Source organism: Actinomadura miaoliensis, from assembly GCF_039536785.1.
Classification (GTDB): domain Bacteria; phylum Actinomycetota; class Actinomycetes; order Streptosporangiales; family Streptosporangiaceae; genus Spirillospora; species Spirillospora miaoliensis.
In genome coordinates this window covers 68,608-89,166 of record NZ_BAAAZG010000007.1, presented here as the reverse complement: position 1 = coordinate 89,166, position 20,559 = coordinate 68,608, and the positions used below count along the sequence as shown (strand labels likewise).

Below are 20,559 nucleotides of genomic sequence, written 5' to 3'. Positions count from 1 at the left end.
GGGTAGGTTGGCCGTCATGGACGATCGGCCGACTCTTGACGCGATCCGGCGTGCGCCGAAGGTGCTGCTGCACGACCACCTCGACGGCGGGCTGCGCACGGAGACCATCGTGGACCTGGCCCGCGACGAGGGATACGACGCGCTGCCCTCCACGGACCCCGACAACCTGCGGACCTGGTTCGAGGAGGCGTCCAACTCCGGGTCGCTGGAGCGGTACCTGGAGACCTTCTCCCACACCGTCGGGGTCATGCAGTCGGCCGAGGCGCTGACCCGGGTGGCCTACGAGTGCGCCGAGGACCTGGCCGCCGACGGCGTGGTGTACGCGGAGGTGCGGTACGCGCCCGAGCAGCACACCCGCAACGGGCTGACGCTGCCGCAGGTGGTCGAGGCGGTCCTCGAGGGCTTCAAGGCGGGGGAGCGCGCCCACGGCATCCGCATCGGCACGCTGGTGACCGCGATGCGGCACCAGGCGCGCAGCATGGAGATCGCCGAGCTGGCCGTCCGGTACCGGGACGAGGGCGTGGTCGGGTTCGACATCGCCGGCGCCGAGGCCGGGTACCCGCCCACCCGCCACCTGGACGCCTTCGAGTACCTGCAGCGCGAGAACGCCCACTTCACCATCCACGCGGGCGAGGCGTTCGGGCTGCCGTCGATCTGGCAGGCGATCCAGTGGTGCGGCGCCGACCGGCTCGGCCACGGCGTGCGGATCATCGACGACATCGACGCGACCGACGGCGACGCGCCCGTGCTGGGCCGGCTGGCCGCCTACGTGCGCGACAAGCGGATCCCGCTGGAGATGTGCCCGACGTCCAACATCCAGACCGGCGCGGCCAAGTCGATCGCCGAGCACCCGATCGGGCTGCTGCGCCGGCTGCACTTCCGGGTGACGGTCAACACCGACAACCGGCTGATGAGCGGCACCAGCGTGTCCCGCGAGTTCCACAAGCTGGTGGAGGCGTTCGGCTACGGCTGGGACGACCTGCAGTGGTTCACCGTCAACGCGATGAAGTCGGCGTTCGTCGGGTTCGGTGAGCGGCTGGAACTGATCAACGGTGTGATCAAGCCCGGGTTCGCGCAGCTCAAGTGGCGCGGCGCCCGTCCGCTGGCATGACCGCGCCGCACCGGTTCCGCTCCACGCCCGCACGGGTCGGCGCCTGGCTGTGGCTGGCGTTCGCCGCGCTGAACCTGGCGGACATCGTGCTGCGCGGCCGCGACCTGACGTCGGCGGCGACGGCCGCCGTGCTGCTGCTGGGCTGCGGCATCGCCTACGTCGTGGGGCTGCGGCCCGTGATCGTCGCCGACGAGCGCGGCGTCACCGTCCGCAACCCGCTGCGCGACACGCGGATGCCGTGGCCCGCGATCAAGAGGATCGAGCCCACCACCGCCGTGACGATCACGTTCGCGGACGCCGGCGGCGCCGAGCGCACCACCCGCGCCTGGGCCCTGCAGACCTCGCCGCGCGCCCAGGCCAAGGCCGAGCGCGCCGCCCGGCGCGCGGAGTCCGGCGGCGACCCGCGCCAGGTCATGCTGCCCGCCGTGATGCGCGACGGCGGTGCGGCCTCGGGGACCGGCGGCGGGTCCAGGGTGCCGCCCGACGCGGCCGGGCGGACGCCGACGATGTTCGTGGCGCAGCAGCTCAACGACATGCGGACCCGCCACCGCGGCGGGCAGGCCGCCGAGCGGGCCGCCGAGGGCTCGGTGGGCTGGGCGTGGCCCGCCGTGGCGAGCGTGGCCGTGCCCGCGGCGGCGTCGGTCGTGCTGGTCCTGGCCGCCTGGCTCAGCTGAGCCCGATGGCGGACGCCAGGTCGTCGCGCAGCCGGTCCAGGTCGGCGGCCGCGCGGGCGCGCACGGCGTCCACGTCCTCGCCGTCCCCGACCGGGTGGACGACCTGCAGGTAGCACTTGAGCTTCGGCTCGGTGCCCGACGGGCGGACGACCACCCGCGCCGACGCCAGCCGGAACCGCAGCGCGTCGGTCGGCGGCAGGCCGCCGGCCCCGTCCGAGAGGTCGTCGACGGCCTCCACGTCGCGGCCGCCCAGCCGGGACGGGGGAGCCGCGCGCAGCCGGGCCATCGCCTCGCCGATCAGGTCCAGGTCGGTGACGCGGATCGTCAGCGGGGCGGTGGCGTGCACGCCGTGCCGGCGGGCCTGGTCGTCCAGCAGGTCCAGCAGCGTGCGGCCGTCGCGCCCGGCCTCGGCGGCCAGGGCGGCCACGGTGAGGGCCGCGCCGATGCCGTCCTTGTCGAGCACGACCACGCCGTCGTCGCCGCCCGCGCTGTAGCCGAGGGCCTCCTCGTACCCGTAGACGAGCCGGTCGCCGGGCCGCTCCGCCTTCATGATCCACTTGAAGCCGGTGAGGGTCTCGGCGAACCGCACCCCGTGCTCGCGGGCGAGCGCGCCGAGCAGGGACGACGACACGATCGTGGTGACGACCAGCCGGTCCCGGCCCGTGGTGTGACGCAGCACGTGCTCGGCCAGCAGCCCGCCGATCTCGTCGCCGGTCAGCGTCCGCCAGCCGCCGTCGCGGCCCGGTACGGCCACGGCGCAGCGGTCCGCGTCCGGGTCGTTGGCGATCACCAGGTCGGCGCCCGAGGACGCCGCCAGGCCGACCACCAGGTCCATGACGCCCGGTTCCTCGGGGTTGGGGAACGCGACGGTGGGGAAGTCGGGGTCCGGCTCGGCCTGCTCGGGGACGACGGCGGGGGCGGGGAAGCCCGTCCAGGCGAAGGCGCGTTCCAGCACGTCCCGCCCGACGCCGTGCAGCGGCGTGTAGGCCACCGAGACGTCGCGGGCGTCGCCGAGCGGCAGGTGCGACAGGGCGTGCAGGTACGCCTCGACGATCTCGTCGCCGAGCACCGTCCAGCCCTCGCCGAGCGGCAGCTCGTCGACCCGGCCGACCGCGTCGATCGCCGCCGAGATCTGCGCGTCCACCGGCGGCGTGATCTGGACGCCGTCGCCCCAGTACACCTTGTAGCCGTTGTCGCGCGGCGGGTTGTGGCTGGCCGTCACCATGATCCCCGCCGCGGCGCCCAGGTGCCGGACGGCGAACGCCAGCACGGGGGTGGGCAGCGGACGCGGCAGCAGCCACACCCGCAGCCCCGCCCCGGTCAGCACCGCGGCGCTGTCGAGGGCGAACCGCTCCGAGCCGTGCCGCGCGTCGTACCCGATCACCACGCCCGCGCCCTCGTCGTCGGGCGGCGGGTCCTGCAGCAGCCGGGCGGCGATCCCGGCGGCGGCGCGCATGACCGTGACCCGGTTCATCCGGTTGGGGCCCGCGCCCAGCTCGCCGCGCAGCCCGGCCGTGCCGAACTCCAGCCGCGCGCCGAACCGGTCGGCCAGCGCAGCCTCGTCGCCGGCGTCCAGGATCGCGCGCAGCTCGTCGCGGGTGGCCGGGTCGGGGTCCTGGGCCAGCCAGTCCTCGGCCCGGCCGCGGTAGTCGCTCATGACGGCCTCTTACAGCTTCGACAGCACGGTGCCCAGCAGCGCGCCCATGCGGGCGGCGGCGGCCCGGCCCGCCGCCAGCACCTCCTCGTGGTCCAGCGGCTGGTCGCTCAGCCCGGCCGCGATATTGGTGACCAGGGAGATCCCCAGCACCTCCGCGCCGCCCTCGCGCGCCGCGATCGTCTCCAGCACCGTGGACATGCCCACCATGTCGGCGCCCAGCGCCCGCAGCATGCGGATCTCCGCCGGGGTCTCGTACGTCGGGCCGCGCAGCGCCGCGTACACGCCCTCGCTGAGCGTGGGGTCGACCTCGCGGGCCAGGGCCCGCAGCCGCGCCGAGTACGCCTCGGTCATGTCCAGGAACGTCGCGCCCGTCAGCGGGTTGTCGCCGGTGAGGTTGAGGTGGTCGGCGATCAGCACCGGGTCGCCGACCCGCTGGTGCTCGGGCCGCAGCCCGCCGGCCGCGTTCGTCAGCACCACCGTGCCCACCCCGGCGGCCAGCGCCGTGCGCACGCCGTGCACCACGGGGTCGACGCCGCGTCCCTCGTACAGGTGGGTGCGGCCGAGGAACACCAGGGCGCGGCGTCCGGCGACCTCCACCGCGCGGATCCGGCCCGCGTGGCCCTCCACGGCGGGCGGCGCGAACCCGGGCAGCTCGGTCACCGCCAGCTCGGCCACCGGCTCGCCCAGGGCGTCGGCGGCCGGCACCCATCCCGAGCCCATCACCAGGGCGACGTCGAAGGAGTCCAGGGACGTGCGGGCGCGCAGCTGCTCGGCCGCCGCCCGGGCCAGGTCGAACGCGTCAGTGCTCACGCCGCGACGCTACCCCGGAGATCAGCCTGCGGGCGACTCGGGCGGATCAGTCGCCGAGCGACTTGCAGGGCCGGGTGCGCAGGTCCTTGACGTAGTCGTCGGGCGCACCGGCCTTCTCGGCCGCGTCGGCCAGGATGCCCAGGTAGCGGGCGGACGGCAGGCCGCCCTCGTAGTCGTCGAGCACGTACATCCACGCCAGCACGTCGCCGTCCAGCGTCTGCACCCGGACCCGGATCTTGCGGTAGACGCCGAGCGCGGCGCCCTCCCACGCGTCCAGCTCCTTCTCGTCCCAGGCGGGCACGTCGTAGAGCACGACGAACACCTGCTCGCCGGGCTCCTCGACGACCGTCGCCAGGGCGCCTTCCCAGCCGACGTCCTGCCCGCCGAACGTCAGCCGCCAGTCCGCCAGCCAGCCGGTGCCGCGCATCGGCGAGTGCGGGGCCCGCTCGGCCATCTGGTCGGGGTCCATGTTGGAGGCGTACGCCGCGTACAGTGTCACGGCAGCCAAGCGTACCCAGCACCGGGCCGCTGACCCCGGGCCGGGACGGGTCACTGCCCGTTATGCGAAACAATGGGATACGTGACCCGCATCGTGATCCTCGGTGGAGGCCCCGGCGGCTACGAGGCCGCTCTCGTCGCGGCGCAGCTGGGCGCCGACGTGACCGTGGTGGAACGCGACGGTCCCGGCGGCGCGTGCGTGCTGACCGACTGCGTGCCGTCCAAGACGCTGATCGCCACCTCGGTCCGCATGGCGGTCATGTCGGAGTCGGCCGACCTGGGCCTGCGCTACAACGGCGGCCCGGACGGGGTCGTCGGCGCCCTGGAGGCCGACATGGCCACCGTCAACAAGCGGGTCAAGGACCTGGCGCGGGCGCAGTCGTTCGACGTCGCCGAACGGCTCGCCTATGAGGAGGTCAAGATCGTGCGCGGCGAGGGGCGGCTGGTCGAGCCGCACGTCGTCGCGGTCGGCGACCGGCACATCCGGGCCGACATCGTGCTGCTGGCCACCGGCGCCACCCCGCGCGTACTGCCCGGGGCGGAGCCGGACGGCGAGCGCATCCTCAACTGGCGGCAGCTCTACGACCTGCCCGAGCTGCCCGAGGAGCTGATCGTGGTCGGCTCCGGCGTCACCGGCGTGGAGCTGGCCGGGGCGTACCTGTCGCTGGGGTCACGGGTCACGCTGGTGTCCTCGCGCGACCGCATCCTGCCCAGCGAGGACGCCGACGCCGCGTCCGTGCTGCAGGAGGTGTTCCTGCGGCGCGGCATGAACGTCATGTCGCGGTCGCGGGCCGCCGGGGTGGAGCGGTCCGGCGACCGGGTGATCGTCACCCTGGAGGACGGCAGCAAGGTCGAGGGCTCGCACTGCCTGATGACGGTCGGCATGGTGCCCAACACCCAGGGCATCGGCCTCGAGGACGTCGGCGTCACGCTCGACCGGCGCGGGTTCGTCACCGTCGACAAGGTGTCGCGGACGACCGTCCCCCACATCTACGCCGCCGGCGACTGCACCGGCATCCTCATGCTGGCCTCGGTGGCGGGCATGCAGGGCCGCATCGCCATGTGGCACGCCCTCGGCGAGGCCGTGCAGCCCCTCAAGCTCGGCTGGGTGGCCTCCAACATCTTCACCGAGCCGGAGGTCGCCTCCGTCGGCGTCACGCAGTCCATGGTCGACTCCGGCGAGGTCAACGCCCGCACGGTCATGCTGCCGCTGTTCAGCAACGCCCGCGCCAAGATGCAGGGGTTCCAGGACGGGTTCGTCAAGCTGTTCTGCCGCCCGTCCACCAGCATCGTGCTCGGCGGCGTGATCGTCGCGCCGCGCGCCAGCGAGCTGATCCTCGGCGTGTCGATGGCCGTCCAGCAGCACCTGACCGTCGACCAGGTCGCGCACACCTTCGCCGTCTACCCGTCGCTGTCGGGCAGCATCACCGAGGCGGCGCGCCGCCTGATGGCCGAGCACGCCTTCTAGCCGGCCGTACGCCCGGCCCGGTTCGGTCAGGGCTCGGGCAGGCCGTGCCGGCGCAGCCGGGAGCGGCGCAGGTCCTCCGCGCCGATCACCACGGTGAACGTGCTGGCGACCAGCGCCAGCAGCCCCGCCCCCGCGCCGATCCACCACGCGCCCGGCAGCAGCGCGAACAGCAGGCAGACCGGGACCATCAGCGCCACATGGCGGCGCAGCATGCGGCCGCGCCAGCCCGCGTCGGTCAGGTCATGCCGCACCCACTCGCGGTGCTCCGGCGGCAGCCGGAACCCCAGCACGTAGCGGACGCGCCGCAGCGGGCCCGGATCTCCCGGCAACCGTGTCATCGTCAGGGGCCTACCCGAGGGCCTTCGCGGGAACGCGCCGGGCGCGTCCCCGAGGGAACGCGCCCGGACGGTGCGGCATCGACCGCGAGGGGAGACGGCGGGGGATCAGAAGCCCCCGCCGAAGTCGCCGCCGCCTCCGAAGTCGCCGCCGCCGAAGTCCCAGCCGCCGCCGATGTCGCCGGTGTCGCCGCCGAAGCCGCCGCCCATGTCACCGGGGGCGAAGCCGCCGCCGAAGCCGCCGGACATCATCGAGCCGAGCATGGTGCCGATCATCATGCCGCTGAGCAGGTCCATGCCGCCGTAGGAGGCGTAGTAGCCGCCCGCGTAGGGGGCGTAGGCCGGGCCGGCGTCCCAGTACGGACGGCGCCCGTCGCCGTACGGCACCATGCGCACGTCGGGCGACTCGCCGTTCAGCACCCGCCGCGCGTCGGCCGCGCACGCCGGGACGGACCGGGCGGGCCCGCCGGGCGGCGCCCAGGTGACGTCCTGGACCGACGGCCCGTGCTGCGGGTTGAAGAAGCACGGTGCGCGCCGCTCGGGCACCGGATCGCCCGCCAGCCGCGCCCGCACGGCGGTCATGTGGTAGCGGCCGTCCTCCAGCGCCTCCGTGACGGCGTGCATGTCCTCGGGACGGGCGGCCCGCTCGGTGGCGGACTTGGCCCGGTCGTAGGAGTTCATGGCCTTCTCGTAGTCCTCGCGCGCGGCGGGGTCGAGATCCGGGTCCATGACGTTGAGGTCCAGGCGGGCGATGTCCTCGCCGAGCAGCGTGACGTCCTCCTCCACGCCCCGCTTGAGCTCGGCCATCTCGCGGGCCTGCTGCTCGCGGCGCCGCCTGCGCACGACCAGGAACGCGCCCGACGCCCCGGCCACCACGACGACCAGGAGGCCCAGCATCACGAACGCGCCGACCATGCCGGCGTGGGCCTTCTCGTCGGCCTTGGTCTCGGCCAGGTCGGCGAACCTGATCAGCCGCGTCTTGATGTCGCCGCCGGAGGTCCGGGCGATCAGCTGGTTGATCTCCTGGCCGGACAGATCCTTGGAGATCCCCATCATTCTGCCGTCGGCCGTGATGCCGACGTACGTCTTGCCCTCGCCGACGCGCTGCGCGACCGCCTCCAGCATCGGGCCGAGCCGGTTCTTGCCCACCCCGCTCTGCACGACGACGGCGCGCACGTCGGCGTCCGTCCGGCGGTCCAGGGCGGCGCGGATGGCGGCCTGGTCGGCCTCCGGCACCGCCGCGCGGGCGTCGGTGGTCACGTACAGGCGGGACCCGGTGAGCCCGTTGGCGATCTGCGAGACGTCGTCCGCCTGGGCGGGGACGGCGAAACCGAACAGCAGCAGGAACACCGCGGCGGCCACGGCCGCGAGGGCACCGCGGCGGACGCCTCGCCCCTGGCCCGCGGTCCCTCGCCGAAGCTGCGAAGTCATGATGACAGTGTGCCTCCTCACGTCACCTTGTACGACGAGCGGGCGGCGCGCTCCGTTCCGTCCCGGGTGGGCGTTTCGCCGCGATCGTCATGAAGTGGTGCGCCCCGGCGTGCCCTGGAGGCAATACCCGGCGGAAAAGGGAACACCCCCGCCGGGGCGGGGGTGTTCGCCGTGCTCCGAAGGCTCAGGCGTCCTTGATCTCGCAGATGACCGCGCCGGACGAAACCGTCGCGCCGACCTCGGCGGACAGGCCGGACACCGTGCCCGCCTTGTGCGCGGTGAGCGGCTGCTCCATCTTCATGGCCTCCAGGACCACGATGGTGTCCCCGGCCGCGACGCTCGCGCCCTCTTCGGCGACGATCTTGACGATGGTGCCCTGCATGGGGCTGACCAGGGCGTCCCCGGACGCCTGGGCCGCCCCGCCCTTCTTGGCGCCGCGCCGGCGCGCGGGCGCCGCGGCGCCCGTGGCGGCGGCGTTGCCGGCGGACACGGCGGCGCCCAGCCCGGCGGGCAGCACGACCTCCAGCCGCTTGCCGCCCACCTCGACCGTCACGCGCTCGCGTTCGCCCGCCTCGGCGGCCTCCTCGGCCGCGGCCGCGCCGTCGTAGGGCGGGATCCGGTTGTCGAACTCGGTCTCGATCCACCGGGTGTGCACGGTGAACGCCTGGTCGTCCTGCGGGGGGACGAACGCGGGGTCGTCCAGCACGGCCCGGTGGAAGGGCAGCACGGTCGGCATGCCCGCGATCTCGAACTCCGCCAGCGCGCGCCGGGCCCGCTCCACGGCCTGCCGCCGCGTCGCGCCGGTCACGATCAGCTTGGCGATGAGGGAGTCGAACGCCTGCGGCACCGTCTGGCCCTCGACGTAGCCGGAGTCCAGGCGCACGCCCGGACCGGACGGCGGACGCCACGTCGTCAGCGTGCCCACGGCGGGCAGGAAGTTGCGGCCCGCGTCCTCGGCGTTGATCCGGAACTCGATCGAGTGGCCGCGCAGCGGCGGGTCGTCGTAGCCCAGCTCCTCACCGGCGGCGACGCGGAACATCTCCCGCACCAGGTCGACGCCGGCCACCTCCTCGGTGACCGGGTGCTCCACCTGCAGCCGGGTGTTGACCTCCAGGAACGAGATCGTGCCGTCCTGGCCGACCAGGAACTCGCACGTCCCGGCGCCCACGTACCCGGCCTCCTTGAGGATGGCCTTGGACGAGGTGTACAGGATCTCCAGCTGCTCGTCGGTCAGGAACGGCGCGGGCGCCTCCTCGACCAGCTTCTGGTGGCGGCGCTGCAGCGAGCAGTCACGGGTGGACACGACCACCACGTTGCCGTGCCGGTCGGCCAGGCACTGCGTCTCGACGTGGCGGGGCCGGTCCAGGTAGCGCTCGACGAAGCACTCGCCGCGGCCGAAAGCGGCCACGGCCTCGCGCACCGCCGACTCGTACAGCTCGGGGACCTCCTCCAGCGTGCGCGCCACCTTCAGGCCGCGCCCGCCGCCGCCGTACGCGGCCTTGATCGCGATCGGCAGCCCGTGCTCCCGCGCGAACTCCACCACCTCGTCGGCGCCCGAGACCGGGTCCTTGGTGCCCGCCACCAGCGGCGCGCCGACCTTCTGCGCGATGTGCCGGGCCTGCACCTTGTCGCCGAGCGCGGTGATCGCGGCGGGCGGCGGACCGATCCAGGTCAGGCCGGCGGCCTCCACGGCGGCGGCGAAGTCGGCGTTCTCGGCCAGGAACCCGTAGCCGGGATGCACCGCGTCCGCGCCCGCCACGTCGGCGATCTTCAGGATCTTCTCGATGTCCAGGTAGCTGTCGGCGGCGGTCTGCCCGCCCAGGGCGTACGCCTCGTCGGCCACCCGAACGTGCAGCGCGTCCAGATCCGGCTCGGCGTACACCGCCACACTGGCCAGACCGGCGTCACGACAGGCGCGGGCGATGCGGACCGCGATCTCGCCGCGGTTGGCGATCAGGACCTTGCGCACGTTGGGTCTCCTCCCTCAACCAACGCACGCAGTCTAGATAATCACTCGCGGCCGGTTTCGTAAGGCCCTCCTTATAGCGCCCCCGCGGCTGGCCGGATCGGGACGCGGCGGGCCGCGTCCGACCCGGCGTGTTCACCGCGTCTTGCGGCCGTAACGGCGGTTGAACCGCTCCACGGCGCCGGTGGCGTCGAGGATGCGGCCGCGGCCGGTGTAGAAGGGGTGACTGGCCGCGCTGACGTCCACGTCGACCAGCGGATACGTGCGGCCGTCCGGCCACTCGACCGTGCGGTCGGTGACGACCGCCGACCGTGTGACGAACGCGACATCGGCGGCCCGGTCGCGGAACACGACCGGCCGGTACTCGGGGTGGATCCCCTGCCTCATGGCGACCTCCCAGATTGCTCAGTTGGACGAACACGCTGATAATGATTTTCATTCCATCCGACGGAGGGGGAGTGGGGCATGGCGAGCGTTCCCGTCGTCGTGGTCGCGGGCCTGCACGCACGGGCCCGCGGCGAGGTGGTGCGCGCCCTGCTGTCGGGCGTGTCGCACTCGGCCGCCGTCCACCACGACCTGCGCGGCGGACGCGTCGCCAGGGTGGTCCTGGACGCGTGGGGCGTCCGGGGCCGCGCGGACGTGCCGCTCGCCCACGGCTGCGTCCCGTGCACCGTCCGCGACGACGCGCCGCGCGCCCTGCTGGGCCTGGCGCACGCGGCGTCCCTGCTCGTCCTGGAGATCTGGGGCGCGCTGGAGACCCGCCCGATCGTCGAGGAGATCGCCAGGACGCCCGGCCTGCGCCCGGCCGCCGTCCTCACCGCCGTCGACGCGTCCGCGCTCCCGCACGACATCGCCTGCGACGAGCGTCTCGGCGACCGCCCGCCGGCCGCCGTGGACGACGACGACCGCTACGTGGCCGAGGTCCTGGCCCGGCAGATCGAGTACGCGTCGGGCCTGGTGCTCGTCCCGGCCGACGACCCCGACGACACCGCCCTGGCCGCCCGCGTCCTGGACCACCTGGGCGCCGGCCTGCCCGTCACGGCGCTGCCGGAATTGACGGCCGCCACCCCGGCGGGCCGGGTCGACCCGGCCGCACTCGCCGCCCAGGTGCACCCGGCCACCGTCCGCCTGCCCTGCGACCGCGACTCCGGCGACGTCGTCACGGTGGTGTGGCGCCGCCTGCGCCCCCTGCACCCGGTGCGCTTCCACGACGCGATCGAGGACGTCGCGGGCGCCGCCGTGCGCAGCCGCGGGCGCATGTGGCTGGCCAGCCGTCCCGGCACCCTCCTGGCCTGGGACTGCGTCGCCGGGCTGCTCGCCATCGAGGACCGCGGCCCGTGGCTGGCCGCCCGCCCCACCGCCTGGGCCGCGGCGTCCCCCGCCCGCCGCGCCGCCACCGCGCTCGACTGGCGCCCCGGGCTCGGCGACCGCACCCAGCTCATCGCCTTTACCGGCGGCGGGATCGACCGCGCCGCCCTGTTCGGCCTCCTCGACCGGTGCCTGCTCACCGACGAGGAGATGCTCGCCGGCGCCACGGCCTGGGAGTCCTACGCCGATCCCTTCGCCGCCGTCCTGGACTGACCGCCGGGCAACATTCGCGTGGACTCCCGAGCCCGCTTCACGGGGTGTATCTTCGCTCTGATTTCGGCTGGTTCCCGGGGAGTCTGATGGTTCGCCGTCTGGGTCTTGCGGCGGCCGTGCTGGCCGCGTGTGTGACGCTGCCCTCGTCCGCCGTCCTCGACGAGCGCCCGTTCGTCGACGCCGACATCACGCACCAGCTCACCGTCGCCGCCCGCGCGGTGCTCCAGTACCGCTCCGAGGCCCTCGTCCAGCGCGCGCGCCCCGAGGAGGTGCCCACCGAGGTGCTGGGCGTGCGGATCTCCCCGAGGCTCGCCCGCCAGCAGCACCGGGCCGCCCGCGAGCTGCAGAACCGCAGCCGCGCCCCGGTCGAGGGCGGCCCCCCGTACACCGGCGCCCGCACCCGCCTGGAACCCGAGCGGGCCATACGCACCGGCGACCGCATCACCCTGGACGCCACCGAGCACACCGAGGTCCGCTACGAGACGGGCAAGGTCACCCAGTCGGTGCGCCGCCGCTTCGACTTCACCGTCGACGGCCCCCAGGTCACCCTCGTCGACGAACACGTCCGCGACCCCGAGGCGCGCCCCGTCAACGACCCGCGCCCCGAACGCTGACCCTCACCGGCCGCCGTCCTCCCGCAGCCGGTCGGCGGCCTCCTGATAGGCCCGCGCGGCCCTGGTGAAGTAGTCGAACAGGACGTCGAGCTGCTCGGGTGAGTACCCGGCGAGGATCTCCCCGATCCGCTTCCGCGCGGGCGCCATGACCTCGTCCAGCCCGGCGGGCCTGCCGATCGGCTCGACGAGCACCTTGCGCCGGTCGCCCGGCTCGGGCACCCGCCGGACGTAGCCCGCCGCCTCCAGCCGGTCGATCAGCCGGGTGGTCGGCCCGGTCGTCAGGCCCGTACGTGCGCCCAGCTCCCCGGGGGTCATCGGGCCGGACAGCTCCAGGACGTTCAGCGCGTACAGGTCGGTGGCGCCCAGGTCGCACGCCTTGGCACTGGCCTGGCCGTGCAGCATCACCGCGCTCAGGTACCGCCGGTAGGCCCGGCTGGCGTCCGCGGACGTCTGCGGCCTTGACATGTGATCCCTCCATCCCTAATCTCTTCCTCAACGAAGAGACTTCTTCAAAGAAGAAACTTCTTATAAGAAGCTACCATGACGGAGGAACCATGTCCCTTACCGACCTCCCGGCCGCTCCCAAAGCCCCGGAAGCGCCCGCGCCCCGCCCCCGCAGGCGTCGCGTCGGACGCGTCCTCGGCGTCACTGCCCTGCTGGCCGGCCTGGGCGTCGGCGGCGCGTACCTGTGGCTCGACGGCACCGCCGACGTGCGCGCCACCGGCACGCCGGAGTGCCTCAGCGTCACCCCGACCGGGCCCGCCACAGGCCACCGCGACGTATGCGCCACCCTGGACGCCCTGACCGAGGCGTGGGGGCGCGGCGACGCCGACGCCTACGGCGCGTTGTTCACCGACGACGCCACCTACACGACCTACGTCGGCACCCACTACCAGGGCCGCCGCGACATCACCGAGGGCCACCGCGCCCTGTTCGGCGGCTTCCTCAAGGGCACGAAGCTGGCCGACTCGTTCCTCGGCATCCGCTTCTACGGCAACGCCACCGCGATCGTCACCAGCCGCGGCGACACCTACGACGGCAGCCCCAAGAAGCCCGGCGAACTCTCCAAGACGCAGACCTACACGCTCGTCCGCCAGGACGACGGCCACTGGCGCATCGCCGCGTTCCACAACACCAAGCGGCAGCCGGTCATGGAACGCATCTCGTTCCTGTTCTCCCCCGACACCCGCCCGCAGGCCGAGAAGTAAAGGACCCCCGTCATGTCGACCGACACCGCAGCGATTCTGACCACCCTGGAACAGAGCCAGGACGCCTGGAACCGGGGAGACGGCGCCGCCTACGGCGCGTGCTTCACCGCCGACGCCACCGACGTCACCTTCGTCGGAACCGTGTACCACGGCGCCGAGGAGATCGGCCGCGCCCACCAGGCGTTGTTCGAGGGCTTCCTCAAGGGCACCAGGCTCCTCCTGGAGGTCCTCGACGTGCGCCTCCACGGCCCGGACACCGCCGTCGTCGTCACCCGAGGCGACGTCGTCAAGGGCAAGCGCGCCCGAAAGCCCCGCAAGATCGCCACCTACACCCTCGTCCGCGACGCCGGCCAGTGGCGGATCGCCGCCGTCCAGAAGACCCAACGCAAGCCCCTGATGGAAGCCATCTCCTTCAAGCTCCAACCCACCACCGCCCCCACCACCCCCTGAACCCGCCCCCGATCCCCCACACTCGCAACGACTGTCGCGGCCGCCATCATCAGTACTTGGCTCCAACAAAGACCCACTTGGAAGCTCTTGAGGAGGGGCGTCAACGGGCGGAGCAGCTCTGGTCCTGTTTTACGGAGTGTGCGGCCGCCGCAGCGAGCCGAGGACGCTACTGGATGAGTTCCAGCCCCTTTCCTCCCTGTTTTGGGGGGACTGCTGCCTTGCGGTTACACCAGACGGGGTTGTCAGGGCCTGGTCCTAGGGTGGCCCGCATGGCGACGTTCCGATCCAGCTTCACTCTCCTGCGCATGGTAGAAGCGGCACGGGAGCTCACCGAGCACGCGCGCGTGGGGGAGCGCATCGATGCGGTGCTGCGCATCATGGGAGGCCTCGGTGGCACGTACGGTAAGGGCAGGCCGCTCGTGGACGCCTTGGAGGACGTGGCCCAAGAAGCCATCCTTCACGGAGACTTCGAACTCGCTCAGCGCTTCCAGCGTTTCGCTGCCTACGCTGGAGGGGAGCTGTTCCTCGAAATTCTGGAGAACTACTACGACGAGGAAGCACGGCAACGTAGCGAGGAAAGCTTGCGAAGAATGGTCGCCATAGCGGCCGACCGAGCGGTCGCCGCGCTCGACGTCCTATGCCGTGACAGGCCCGATGCGACCGCTGCCGACGCCCGTGAACTCTTTCGCGGCATCGCCCGATCCGCCGACCACCTGGGCATCGGAGCGGGTGAGGGCGGAATCCGGCTGTCCGCCCAGCAGGCGAGGCGGCTCCAGCAGTACGGACACATGGAGTTGGTTCTCCGGAACCTGCCCCGGCCAGCCTCCGCCGAGGCCGCGCGGCTGATGAGCGACGTCCTGAGGGACGTCGACGCGGGAATGCTGGCCCAGCTGCTCGAGCTCAGGGCCAGACAGGCTGGCCTCGCGGCCCTGCGCGCCGCGGTGGAGAACCCGAACAGCTCCGAAAGCGCCCTGCACGCCTGCCTGAAGGACCAGGAGTGGATCTTCGGTGGAGTCTATGTGGCCGAGTTGGCCCGTCGGCAGTACACACCGGACACCATTCTCGACATTCCGCTACTGCGCGGCGACGGATCCCTGCACGTAGTGGAACTCAAACGCGCCAACATCAGTGATCTGGTCATCCGACGCAGCGGCCACCTCATGCTGGGCGCCCCGCCGCATCACGCGGTATCCCAGGTGCAGAACTACCTCCGGACCCTGGACGAGAACCGCCAGACCATCCTCGCGAATTACGGTGTCGACACCCGCAGGGCCTCGGCAACGGTCGTGATCGGACATCCTCGGTACGTGAACAGGAGCATCACGCCCCAGGAGGTTGCGGAGACTCTGCGCACTTACAACACGCATACGACACGGATAGACGTGATCACCTACGAGACTTTGTTGGAGTCGGCCGCCCGGATGCTGACCCTCTCGTCGGCACGGCAGGACTCCGACCCGAAGGAAGAGCCCGAGGCATGAACGACACTCCTGCTGCGATTGCACCGCTTCTGGCTCGTCTGTGCGGTGGTGAGGTCACCGCAGAGGACTACGTCGGATACTTCCGGAACGAGTTTGGGGAGGAGCTCGTCTTCGCCCAGCGCCGGGGAGAGAAGACCGCTCGGCTCTGGCACAGCGACGCGGACTGGCAGATGTTCCGCGTCGGCGACCATTCGATACGGGTCGACGGCCCGATGGACGGAGTGATCACAGTTGACGGTCTGATCATCAATCGTGCGGAGGCGACATGGCTGTCCTCCTGCCTGGCCGTCTCCCGCCACCTACGCTCCGGCCGCGGTCGGGCAACCCCTGGTTGACCCGCGGACCTCGATCGGCGCGGGGATCTGAACCGCACTGTCAGATCAGAAACGGGAGCTACCCGGCCAGTCCATATCCGTCGATTTGGTCTTCACCCAACAGGCGGCCGCTGCGGACCTCGGACAACCAGTGATCACGAAATCGCCTACGTCGATCGGCCTGAAGAAGCTCAAGGATGTAAGGACGCGCTGCCTTCCGGGTAGCGGGCCGAACCGGCTGGCCGGAAGCAGCCTGCCCTGGCTTCACGAATCTGCACATGGACCTTCGGGTCCCGCTGCAGGGGGACGCGCGGCGTGACCAGCCGCAGGACGCCCGCATCTCACACCGTGGCCGGCCAGCCGCCGCCTGCGGCGTCCCTGGCGGGATGCAGGTTCAGTCTGTCTTGTCGTGGCGCGGTGCGACGTACGAGCCGCGCTGTGGCACGGTGTGGACGAGCCCTTGGTCGCGCGGGTATGTCACGGTCGGGCCTGAGGGGGCTTATGGCGCGGGTGCGCGGTGCGACCGTGCCGAGGCACGCCCGCATCTTGCACTGCGGCTGACGGGCCGCCGTCTGCGGGGTGTGCGTGGTGCTGGGTCAGTCTGTCTTGTCGTGGCGCGGTGCGACGTACGAGCCGCGCCGTGGAACGGTGTGGACGAGGCCAAGGTCGCGCAGGTACTCCACGGCCTTGCGCGCGGTGACTCGCGATACCTCGAACTCCTGACACAGCTGCTTTTCGCTGGGGATCGGCCGTCCCGGCTTGAGCAGGCCCGCGTCGATGCGCTTCTTGACGAGAGTGGCGATGCGCAAATACGCGGGGGCCTCATCACCGGTCGACCAGACCGGCGGGTCCACGGCGGCTCCGTCCACCGTCACAAAGCTCCCGCGTTGCGGCACCGTGTGGACGATTCCTTGATCTCGCAGCCAGGCCACGGCGCGTCGCACGGTTTCGCGTGCGACGCCGAACTCCTCCACCAGCGCCTGCTCGCTGGGAATCGGCTGCCCAGGGCGCAACTCCCCGGACTCGATCCGGCGCCTGATGATCTTTCCGATCTGCTGGTAGATCGGCGCGACGAGTTCATGATCGGGATCCACGATCTTGAACTGTAGACGTATAGAGACGTATCTAGACGTACAGGTACGTATTGAATACGTGGCATTACTAGTCGTGACTAATACATGGCCACTATCCTCGGCAGGGCTTTCATTGGCCGTCCTTCGACGCCGGTCGACGTCGTGAAAGGAGGAGGCATGGGGTCTCGGATCGGAGAGGTGCGTGTTGGTCGGGAGATCGTCCGGAGTGAGCTGGGTCGCGGGCCGGTGTGGTGGCCCGACGGGGACACGAACGAGCTGAGTGAGAGCGCCCGGGCGTCGTGCATGGAGGCGATCAGGCGGGCGTATCCGGGCTGGCGCGTGTTCGTGAGCGACCGGGGGCGGTGGTGGGCGACGCGGGGGCCGCTCGGCGCGGAGCAGATGCGGGTCGGCTGCCAGGCGTCGTTGGACGCCGACACCCCGGCACGGCTGTGCGAGTTGCTCGCTGCGGAGACCGTTCGGGACGAACAGGTGCTCGGTAGGGCATTTCAGACGAGGAGGTGATCTCGGCGAATGGAGCCGGGTGCGGACGACGATGACTCGACGGAGCCGTTGCGGCGGCTGGGCGAGGCGCTCGGGAAGTACGGGGTGCCCGTGCGGCTGCGCGTCGGTGACCAGGGAGAACACGTGCTGCGGGCGTCCCATCCGCAGGCGCCGCTCAGCACGGACGTCCATCTCCAATCGATCAACGGAGAGCTGTGCTTTCTGTCGGAATGGGGCAGCGTCATCTGCTCGGCCGGAAATATCGCGGAGGCGGTCGCGTACGTCGCACGGCTGCTCAGCCTGCGGATTTCTTGACGTTCGGTCATCCCGCGCGTCATGAGATCGCGGTCCGTAGTCGATCAGGGTGCCGAAGGGGTCGCGCAGCAGGGCAATCGGTGGCCGGATCCGGCCACGCGGGGGCGGCGAGAATGCGGCAAAACCACGCGTCCCGGTCGATGTACGGGTGGCTTCCTGTGATCCTTGAGCCGTAAACTGTCGGCGCTCTCGAAAAAACGGGGTAAGCGACGAAAGGGGTCGGGCATGAGCGACAAGCGGGGCGCGAGCATCGGAGCGCTCGAAGACCTCTCCCGGATGTTCAGCAAGCACTCCAGGAACCTCGACGCCCTGATCAAGGACCTCAACGGCCGCACGGTGAGCAGCACGGAGATCTGGTGGGGCCCCGGCGCCGACCGTTTCCGCAGCGCCTGGGCCGAGGCCAAGGCCGCGTTCGACAAGATGGCCGTCGCGCTCGAGCAGGGCAGCCAGGACATCAAGCGCTCCCAGCAGAACATCGAGGCCGCCACGCGCTGACCGCGCCCAAGGACGCGCGGGCCCCGGCCCATCCCCCCGAGGCCGGGGCCCGCGCCATGCCCGAAGGGAGGTCCCGTGAACGAAGCCGAACGTCTGCGCCTCCAGCTCGTGCTGAACCGCATCCAGACACTGTCGGACGAGCACTGGCACACCTTCACCGGGCCGCTACGTGCGATGGGCGACCACGCCTGGGTCGGTGGCGCGTCCGCCAAGGGGTTCGGGCACGAGCTGGAACGCAGTGACCGGGAGCTGCACGCGCAGCTGCGCAAGGCCCTGGAACTGGTGCAGGACAAATTGCGGCGGCCGCCGCTGGGCTGACAACGGGGATGGCAGGGGGCAATGGGGGACAACTGGCTCGGGCCGGATACCTGCGGCGTCAAGCTGGCTCAGTTCGAGCAGATGACGCGGCAGATGACGCAGGCGGCCCCGAAGCTCGAGGAGCTGGCCGACCAGCTCTGGCAGTCACTGAACGGGGCCGGGGTCAGCACCGCCCCGGCGATGGAGATCAAACGCATCGCCGCCTGGGCGAGCAGGGCCGCAGCCGACCTGCGCCGCCGCAACGTCCTGGCGCACAACCTGGACCGGCAGAAGCTCGCCTTCACGATCAGCCGCCCGGACGGGACCTACGTCACCCTGCCCGACCGCTACACCGACCAGGTCGCCTACGCCGACGGCCGGCGCGTCGCGGGCCTGCTGCGTCGCGCCGCCGACGGCGACGCCGCCGCCAAGGCCGCACTCGCCCGCGTGAACCCTGAGGACATCACTCCCGCCTTCGCCAAGGCGCTGCTGGAAGCGCTCGGCCCGGAGGGGGTCGTCCGGCTGCCGATCGACCTCACGTTCCACTTGGGCGGCGACATCAAGCAGCACCGCGACGGCGTGGACAACCAGGCCCGCGACGCCAGGCAGGCCCTGGCCATCCTCGGTCGCAGCCTCGCCCTCGGCACCAACCCCGCCAAACGCAGCGGCTACGTCGGCCAGGAGTACCTTCAGCGGCTGAACGCGGCGGGCCGGGCGAACTTCCCGCCCCAGAGCAGACCGCCGCACGGCGTGGTGGGCTACCAGTCGCTGTCCACGCTGCTGGCCGCTGCCGGAGATGCCCGTTTCTCCGCCGAGTTCATCACCACGGTCGGCAGCGGCATGATCGCCAACGACCGCACGCACAAGGACCGCCACACCTGGCCGCTGCCCGACCTCGCCGGTCGTTACGGCCTCGGCAACGCCCTCGACCCCGGGACGACCAAGGTCGTCGGCGGCGAACGCAGGACCGACTATCTCGTCCCGCTCCTCAACGCCGCCGCCGCGTCCGGACGGGAAGGCGCCCAGGCTCTGCTCAGCCAACGTCCCTTCGGTGTCTGGACCCACGACAAACAGAGCAAGAACGCCACCTCCACCCTGGAGTACCTGCTGCGCGACCGCCGGGCGATCTGGGGCCTGACCGACCACGGCGACGCCCTCGGCAAGGTCATCAAGACCGCCTCCACCGGCACCGACAAGGACTCCGAACGCATCGCCTTCGATGCCGGCAAGGTCCTCGCCGACGACGCCCGCAAGTACTACAAGGTCGCCAAGGTGGACGGCGACTGGAGCATCAAGCTCGACGACGGCAAGAAAACCGAACTCGACGCGCTATCGGGGCTGCGCCCTCATATGGCCGACGTGCTCGCCTCCCATATCACCAAGGTGAACGACGAATACGGCGTGTCCATCCTCGGCGCGGACCGTAGCAGGGCTCCGGTGAGCGATACCGACCTGGACTACCTGCTGCTGGAGGTGTCGCGGGACGCCAACGCCTTCGACAAGCTCCTCAACGCTCAGATCGCGCACGCCCAGGTGGACATTCAGCAAGCCGCTGCGACCGGGGACAGGACGCGCCTCAAGAATGCCGTCGTGGCCAACGCTCAGATCTTCGGCCACCTGCTGGAGGCCCGCAATCAGGCCGTCTACGCCGAGCACGGTCGCGTCGAGGCCGTCAACAAGGAACTCCAGGCCAAAGTCGCGCGCCTTGCCGCGGTCATCAGCGATGCCGGCGCCGCCGGCGTCGGCTCCCGAGGTGGCCCGGTAACGCAACTGGCCTACAACCACCTGGTGGCCAAGCAACTGGAGAAGGTGGCGGCCCAAGTCACCAAGCCATTGGAGCAGAAACCCGACGCCGTAACCGACCGCCCCACCACCAACGCCGAGGCCATCGAGGAGCTCTTCGGACAGATGCTCGCCTCATCGCTGGTCAAACAGCCCGAGGTGACCGGCAAAGAATTGCGTGGCAAACCTTTTGCCACTGACGACGAGCCGCCGCGGCTACGTCCACTCGACTCACTTGGTCCGGAACAGTACGAAGCGCTGCTGAGATGGGCGGATGACAGGTACAGCGTGCGCGAGTTGCAGGAGCGGGCCGGAGGTGCGATGGCCACAGGTATCAGCCAGGCAACGGGACATTATCGGACCGATGACGGACGCTTCAACGCGGAGCCGAGTGGGCAGCGGTGAGAGTGGCCATGCGGCGTCTGATCTGGCTCCACATTTGCCTTGCTCTCACGGCGGCAGGATGTACTGTCAATCAAGAACGTCCGGACGCCAGAG

At 71.5% G+C, this 20,559-nt stretch carries 23 protein-coding genes; 14 read left to right on the top strand and 9 right to left on the bottom strand.

All coding sequences use genetic code 11. The features are described 5' to 3' along the window. The first annotated feature begins 16 nt into the window (after nucleotides 1-16). Entirely contained in the window at nucleotides 17-1,111 is a 1,095-nt protein-coding gene (locus ABD811_RS09115) for an adenosine deaminase (RefSeq protein ID WP_344943785.1), read from the top strand. Then, nucleotides 1,108-1,785, top strand: coding sequence for a PH domain-containing protein (locus ABD811_RS09110; RefSeq protein ID WP_344943783.1), 678 nt, complete (start codon nucleotides 1,108-1,110; stop codon nucleotides 1,783-1,785). The genes ABD811_RS09115 and ABD811_RS09110 overlap by 4 nt, the downstream gene beginning before the upstream one ends. Here ABD811_RS09110 and ABD811_RS09105 read toward each other — a convergent pair. The 3 genes from ABD811_RS09105 to ABD811_RS09095 are packed head-to-tail and all read right to left on the bottom strand — an operon-like array spanning nucleotide 1,778 to nucleotide 4,751. Further along, the gene (locus tag ABD811_RS09105; protein ID WP_344943780.1) at nucleotides 1,778-3,442 is read right to left on the bottom strand and encodes a phospho-sugar mutase; all 1,665 of its coding nucleotides are present in this window, start codon (nucleotides 3,440-3,442) and stop codon (nucleotides 1,778-1,780) included. The two genes, ABD811_RS09110 and ABD811_RS09105, sit on opposite strands and share 8 nt — an antisense overlap. Before the next feature lie 9 nt (nucleotides 3,443-3,451). Next, the gene (locus tag ABD811_RS09100) at nucleotides 3,452-4,252 is read right to left on the bottom strand and encodes a purine-nucleoside phosphorylase (protein ID WP_344943777.1); all 801 of its coding nucleotides are present in this window, start codon (nucleotides 4,250-4,252) and stop codon (nucleotides 3,452-3,454) included. Between the two features lie 46 nt (nucleotides 4,253-4,298). Continuing rightward, nucleotides 4,299-4,751: a gamma-glutamylcyclotransferase family protein gene (locus ABD811_RS09095; RefSeq protein ID WP_344943774.1), complete on the bottom strand. Its 453-nt coding sequence runs from the start codon at nucleotides 4,749-4,751 to the stop codon at nucleotides 4,299-4,301. Between the two features lie 81 nt (nucleotides 4,752-4,832). Here ABD811_RS09095 and ABD811_RS09090 point away from each other — a divergent pair, with 81 nt between their 5' ends. After that, a complete protein-coding gene (locus ABD811_RS09090) occupies nucleotides 4,833-6,218 on the top strand; it encodes an NAD(P)H-quinone dehydrogenase (RefSeq protein ID WP_344943769.1) in 1,386 nt (461 codons plus the stop codon). A gap of 26 nt (nucleotides 6,219-6,244) precedes the next feature. Here the strand turns inward: ABD811_RS09090 and ABD811_RS09085 are convergent, their stop codons facing one another. The 4 genes from ABD811_RS09085 to ABD811_RS09070 all read right to left on the bottom strand — a co-directional run bounded on the left by ABD811_RS09085 (nucleotide 6,245) and on the right by ABD811_RS09070 (nucleotide 10,337). Continuing rightward, nucleotides 6,245-6,556 (bottom strand): DUF5313 family protein, encoded by a 312-nt coding sequence (locus ABD811_RS09085; protein WP_344943766.1) that lies wholly within the window; start codon nucleotides 6,554-6,556, stop codon nucleotides 6,245-6,247. Nucleotides 6,557-6,661: 105 nt separating this feature from the next. Continuing rightward, nucleotides 6,662-7,984: a hypothetical protein gene (locus tag ABD811_RS09080; protein ID WP_344943763.1), complete on the bottom strand. Its 1,323-nt coding sequence runs from the start codon at nucleotides 7,982-7,984 to the stop codon at nucleotides 6,662-6,664. 184 nt (nucleotides 7,985-8,168) lie between these two features. Then, entirely contained in the window at nucleotides 8,169-9,953 is a 1,785-nt protein-coding gene (locus ABD811_RS09075; protein ID WP_344943760.1) for an acetyl/propionyl/methylcrotonyl-CoA carboxylase subunit alpha, read from the bottom strand. A gap of 132 nt (nucleotides 9,954-10,085) precedes the next feature. After that, nucleotides 10,086-10,337, bottom strand: a complete 252-nt coding sequence (locus ABD811_RS09070; protein ID WP_344943757.1) for a type B 50S ribosomal protein L31 — start codon at nucleotides 10,335-10,337, stop codon at nucleotides 10,086-10,088. Nucleotides 10,338-10,415: 78 nt separating this feature from the next. Here ABD811_RS09070 and ABD811_RS09065 point away from each other — a divergent pair, with 78 nt between their 5' ends. Beyond that, the gene (locus tag ABD811_RS09065) at nucleotides 10,416-11,531 is read left to right on the top strand and encodes a GTP-binding protein (protein WP_344943754.1); all 1,116 of its coding nucleotides are present in this window, start codon (nucleotides 10,416-10,418) and stop codon (nucleotides 11,529-11,531) included. A gap of 86 nt (nucleotides 11,532-11,617) precedes the next feature. Beyond that, nucleotides 11,618-12,145, top strand: coding sequence for a hypothetical protein (locus ABD811_RS09060; protein WP_344943752.1), 528 nt, complete (start codon nucleotides 11,618-11,620; stop codon nucleotides 12,143-12,145). Between the two features lie 3 nt (nucleotides 12,146-12,148). On the opposite strand, the gene ABD811_RS09055 is transcribed toward ABD811_RS09060, so the two are convergent. Beyond that, nucleotides 12,149-12,610, bottom strand: coding sequence for a MarR family winged helix-turn-helix transcriptional regulator (locus ABD811_RS09055; RefSeq protein WP_344943749.1), 462 nt, complete (start codon nucleotides 12,608-12,610; stop codon nucleotides 12,149-12,151). Nucleotides 12,611-12,699: 89 nt separating this feature from the next. On the opposite strand from ABD811_RS09055, the gene ABD811_RS09050 reads away from it, so the two are divergent. The 4 genes from ABD811_RS09050 (at nucleotide 12,700) to ABD811_RS09035 (ending at nucleotide 15,619) form a co-directional block, all read left to right on the top strand. Further along, on the top strand, nucleotides 12,700-13,353 hold the full coding sequence (locus ABD811_RS09050; RefSeq protein WP_344943746.1) for an SgcJ/EcaC family oxidoreductase: 654 nt from the start codon (nucleotides 12,700-12,702) through the stop codon (nucleotides 13,351-13,353). 12 nt (nucleotides 13,354-13,365) lie between these two features. Next, nucleotides 13,366-13,803 (top strand): SgcJ/EcaC family oxidoreductase, encoded by a 438-nt coding sequence (locus ABD811_RS09045; RefSeq protein ID WP_344943743.1) that lies wholly within the window; start codon nucleotides 13,366-13,368, stop codon nucleotides 13,801-13,803. 269 nt (nucleotides 13,804-14,072) lie between these two features. Next, nucleotides 14,073-15,284: a Shedu anti-phage system protein SduA domain-containing protein gene (locus ABD811_RS09040; protein WP_344943740.1), complete on the top strand. Its 1,212-nt coding sequence runs from the start codon at nucleotides 14,073-14,075 to the stop codon at nucleotides 15,282-15,284. Continuing rightward, nucleotides 15,281-15,619, top strand: a complete 339-nt coding sequence (locus tag ABD811_RS09035) for a hypothetical protein (protein ID WP_344943737.1) — start codon at nucleotides 15,281-15,283, stop codon at nucleotides 15,617-15,619. Before ABD811_RS09040 ends, ABD811_RS09035 begins: the two co-directional genes overlap by 4 nt. Before the next feature lie 575 nt (nucleotides 15,620-16,194). Here the strand turns inward: ABD811_RS09035 and ABD811_RS09030 are convergent. Then, entirely contained in the window at nucleotides 16,195-16,692 is a 498-nt protein-coding gene (locus ABD811_RS09030) for a GntR family transcriptional regulator (protein ID WP_344943734.1), read from the bottom strand. An 84-nt stretch (nucleotides 16,693-16,776) separates the two neighbouring features. Here ABD811_RS09030 and ABD811_RS09025 point away from each other — a divergent pair, with 84 nt between their 5' ends. The 5 genes from ABD811_RS09025 to ABD811_RS09005 all read left to right on the top strand — a co-directional run bounded on the left by ABD811_RS09025 (nucleotide 16,777) and on the right by ABD811_RS09005 (nucleotide 20,466). Next, the gene (locus tag ABD811_RS09025) at nucleotides 16,777-17,193 is read left to right on the top strand and encodes a hypothetical protein (protein WP_344943731.1); all 417 of its coding nucleotides are present in this window, start codon (nucleotides 16,777-16,779) and stop codon (nucleotides 17,191-17,193) included. Between the two features lie 9 nt (nucleotides 17,194-17,202). After that, nucleotides 17,203-17,487 (top strand): hypothetical protein, encoded by a 285-nt coding sequence (locus ABD811_RS09020; RefSeq protein WP_344943728.1) that lies wholly within the window; start codon nucleotides 17,203-17,205, stop codon nucleotides 17,485-17,487. A gap of 225 nt (nucleotides 17,488-17,712) precedes the next feature. Then, complete coding sequence (locus ABD811_RS09015; protein WP_344943725.1) at nucleotides 17,713-17,982, top strand: WXG100 family type VII secretion target; 270 nt, start codon at nucleotides 17,713-17,715, stop codon at nucleotides 17,980-17,982. A 75-nt stretch (nucleotides 17,983-18,057) separates the two neighbouring features. Next, nucleotides 18,058-18,300, top strand: a complete 243-nt coding sequence (locus ABD811_RS09010) for a hypothetical protein (protein WP_344943722.1) — start codon at nucleotides 18,058-18,060, stop codon at nucleotides 18,298-18,300. Nucleotides 18,301-18,321: 21 nt separating this feature from the next. Beyond that, entirely contained in the window at nucleotides 18,322-20,466 is a 2,145-nt protein-coding gene (locus ABD811_RS09005) for a DUF6571 family protein (protein ID WP_344943719.1), read from the top strand. Nucleotides 20,467-20,559: the final 93 nt, after the last annotated feature.

Excerpts from the sequence above, each read along its gene's own strand:
- ABD811_RS09065 (WP_344943754.1), top strand. The coding sequence starts at position 10,416 with ATGGCGAGCGTTCCCGTCGTCGTGGTCGCGGGCCTGCACGCACGGGCC.
- ABD811_RS09040 (WP_344943740.1), top strand. The coding sequence starts at position 14,073 with ATGGCGACGTTCCGATCCAGCTTCACTCTCCTGCGCATGGTAGAAGCG.
- ABD811_RS09035 (WP_344943737.1), top strand. The coding sequence starts at position 15,281 with ATGAACGACACTCCTGCTGCGATTGCACCGCTTCTGGCTCGTCTGTGC.
- ABD811_RS09050 (WP_344943746.1), top strand. The coding sequence starts at position 12,700 with ATGTCCCTTACCGACCTCCCGGCCGCTCCCAAAGCCCCGGAAGCGCCC.
- ABD811_RS09015 (WP_344943725.1), top strand. The coding sequence starts at position 17,713 with ATGAGCGACAAGCGGGGCGCGAGCATCGGAGCGCTCGAAGACCTCTCC.
- ABD811_RS09085 (WP_344943766.1), bottom strand. The coding sequence starts at position 6,556 with ATGACACGGTTGCCGGGAGATCCGGGCCCGCTGCGGCGCGTCCGCTAC.
- ABD811_RS09080 (WP_344943763.1), bottom strand. The coding sequence starts at position 7,984 with ATGACTTCGCAGCTTCGGCGAGGGACCGCGGGCCAGGGGCGAGGCGTC.
- ABD811_RS09070 (WP_344943757.1), bottom strand. The coding sequence starts at position 10,337 with ATGAGGCAGGGGATCCACCCCGAGTACCGGCCGGTCGTGTTCCGCGAC.
- ABD811_RS09045 (WP_344943743.1), top strand. The coding sequence starts at position 13,366 with ATGTCGACCGACACCGCAGCGATTCTGACCACCCTGGAACAGAGCCAG.
- ABD811_RS09110 (WP_344943783.1), top strand. The coding sequence starts at position 1,108 with ATGACCGCGCCGCACCGGTTCCGCTCCACGCCCGCACGGGTCGGCGCC.
- ABD811_RS09060 (WP_344943752.1), top strand. The coding sequence starts at position 11,618 with ATGGTTCGCCGTCTGGGTCTTGCGGCGGCCGTGCTGGCCGCGTGTGTG.
- ABD811_RS09020 (WP_344943728.1), top strand. The coding sequence starts at position 17,203 with ATGGAGCCGGGTGCGGACGACGATGACTCGACGGAGCCGTTGCGGCGG.
- ABD811_RS09115 (WP_344943785.1), top strand. The coding sequence starts at position 17 with ATGGACGATCGGCCGACTCTTGACGCGATCCGGCGTGCGCCGAAGGTG.
- ABD811_RS09055 (WP_344943749.1), bottom strand. The coding sequence starts at position 12,610 with ATGTCAAGGCCGCAGACGTCCGCGGACGCCAGCCGGGCCTACCGGCGG.
- ABD811_RS09105 (WP_344943780.1), bottom strand. The coding sequence starts at position 3,442 with ATGAGCGACTACCGCGGCCGGGCCGAGGACTGGCTGGCCCAGGACCCC.
- ABD811_RS09025 (WP_344943731.1), top strand. The coding sequence starts at position 16,777 with ATGGCCACTATCCTCGGCAGGGCTTTCATTGGCCGTCCTTCGACGCCG.
- ABD811_RS09005 (WP_344943719.1), top strand. The coding sequence starts at position 18,322 with ATGGGGGACAACTGGCTCGGGCCGGATACCTGCGGCGTCAAGCTGGCT.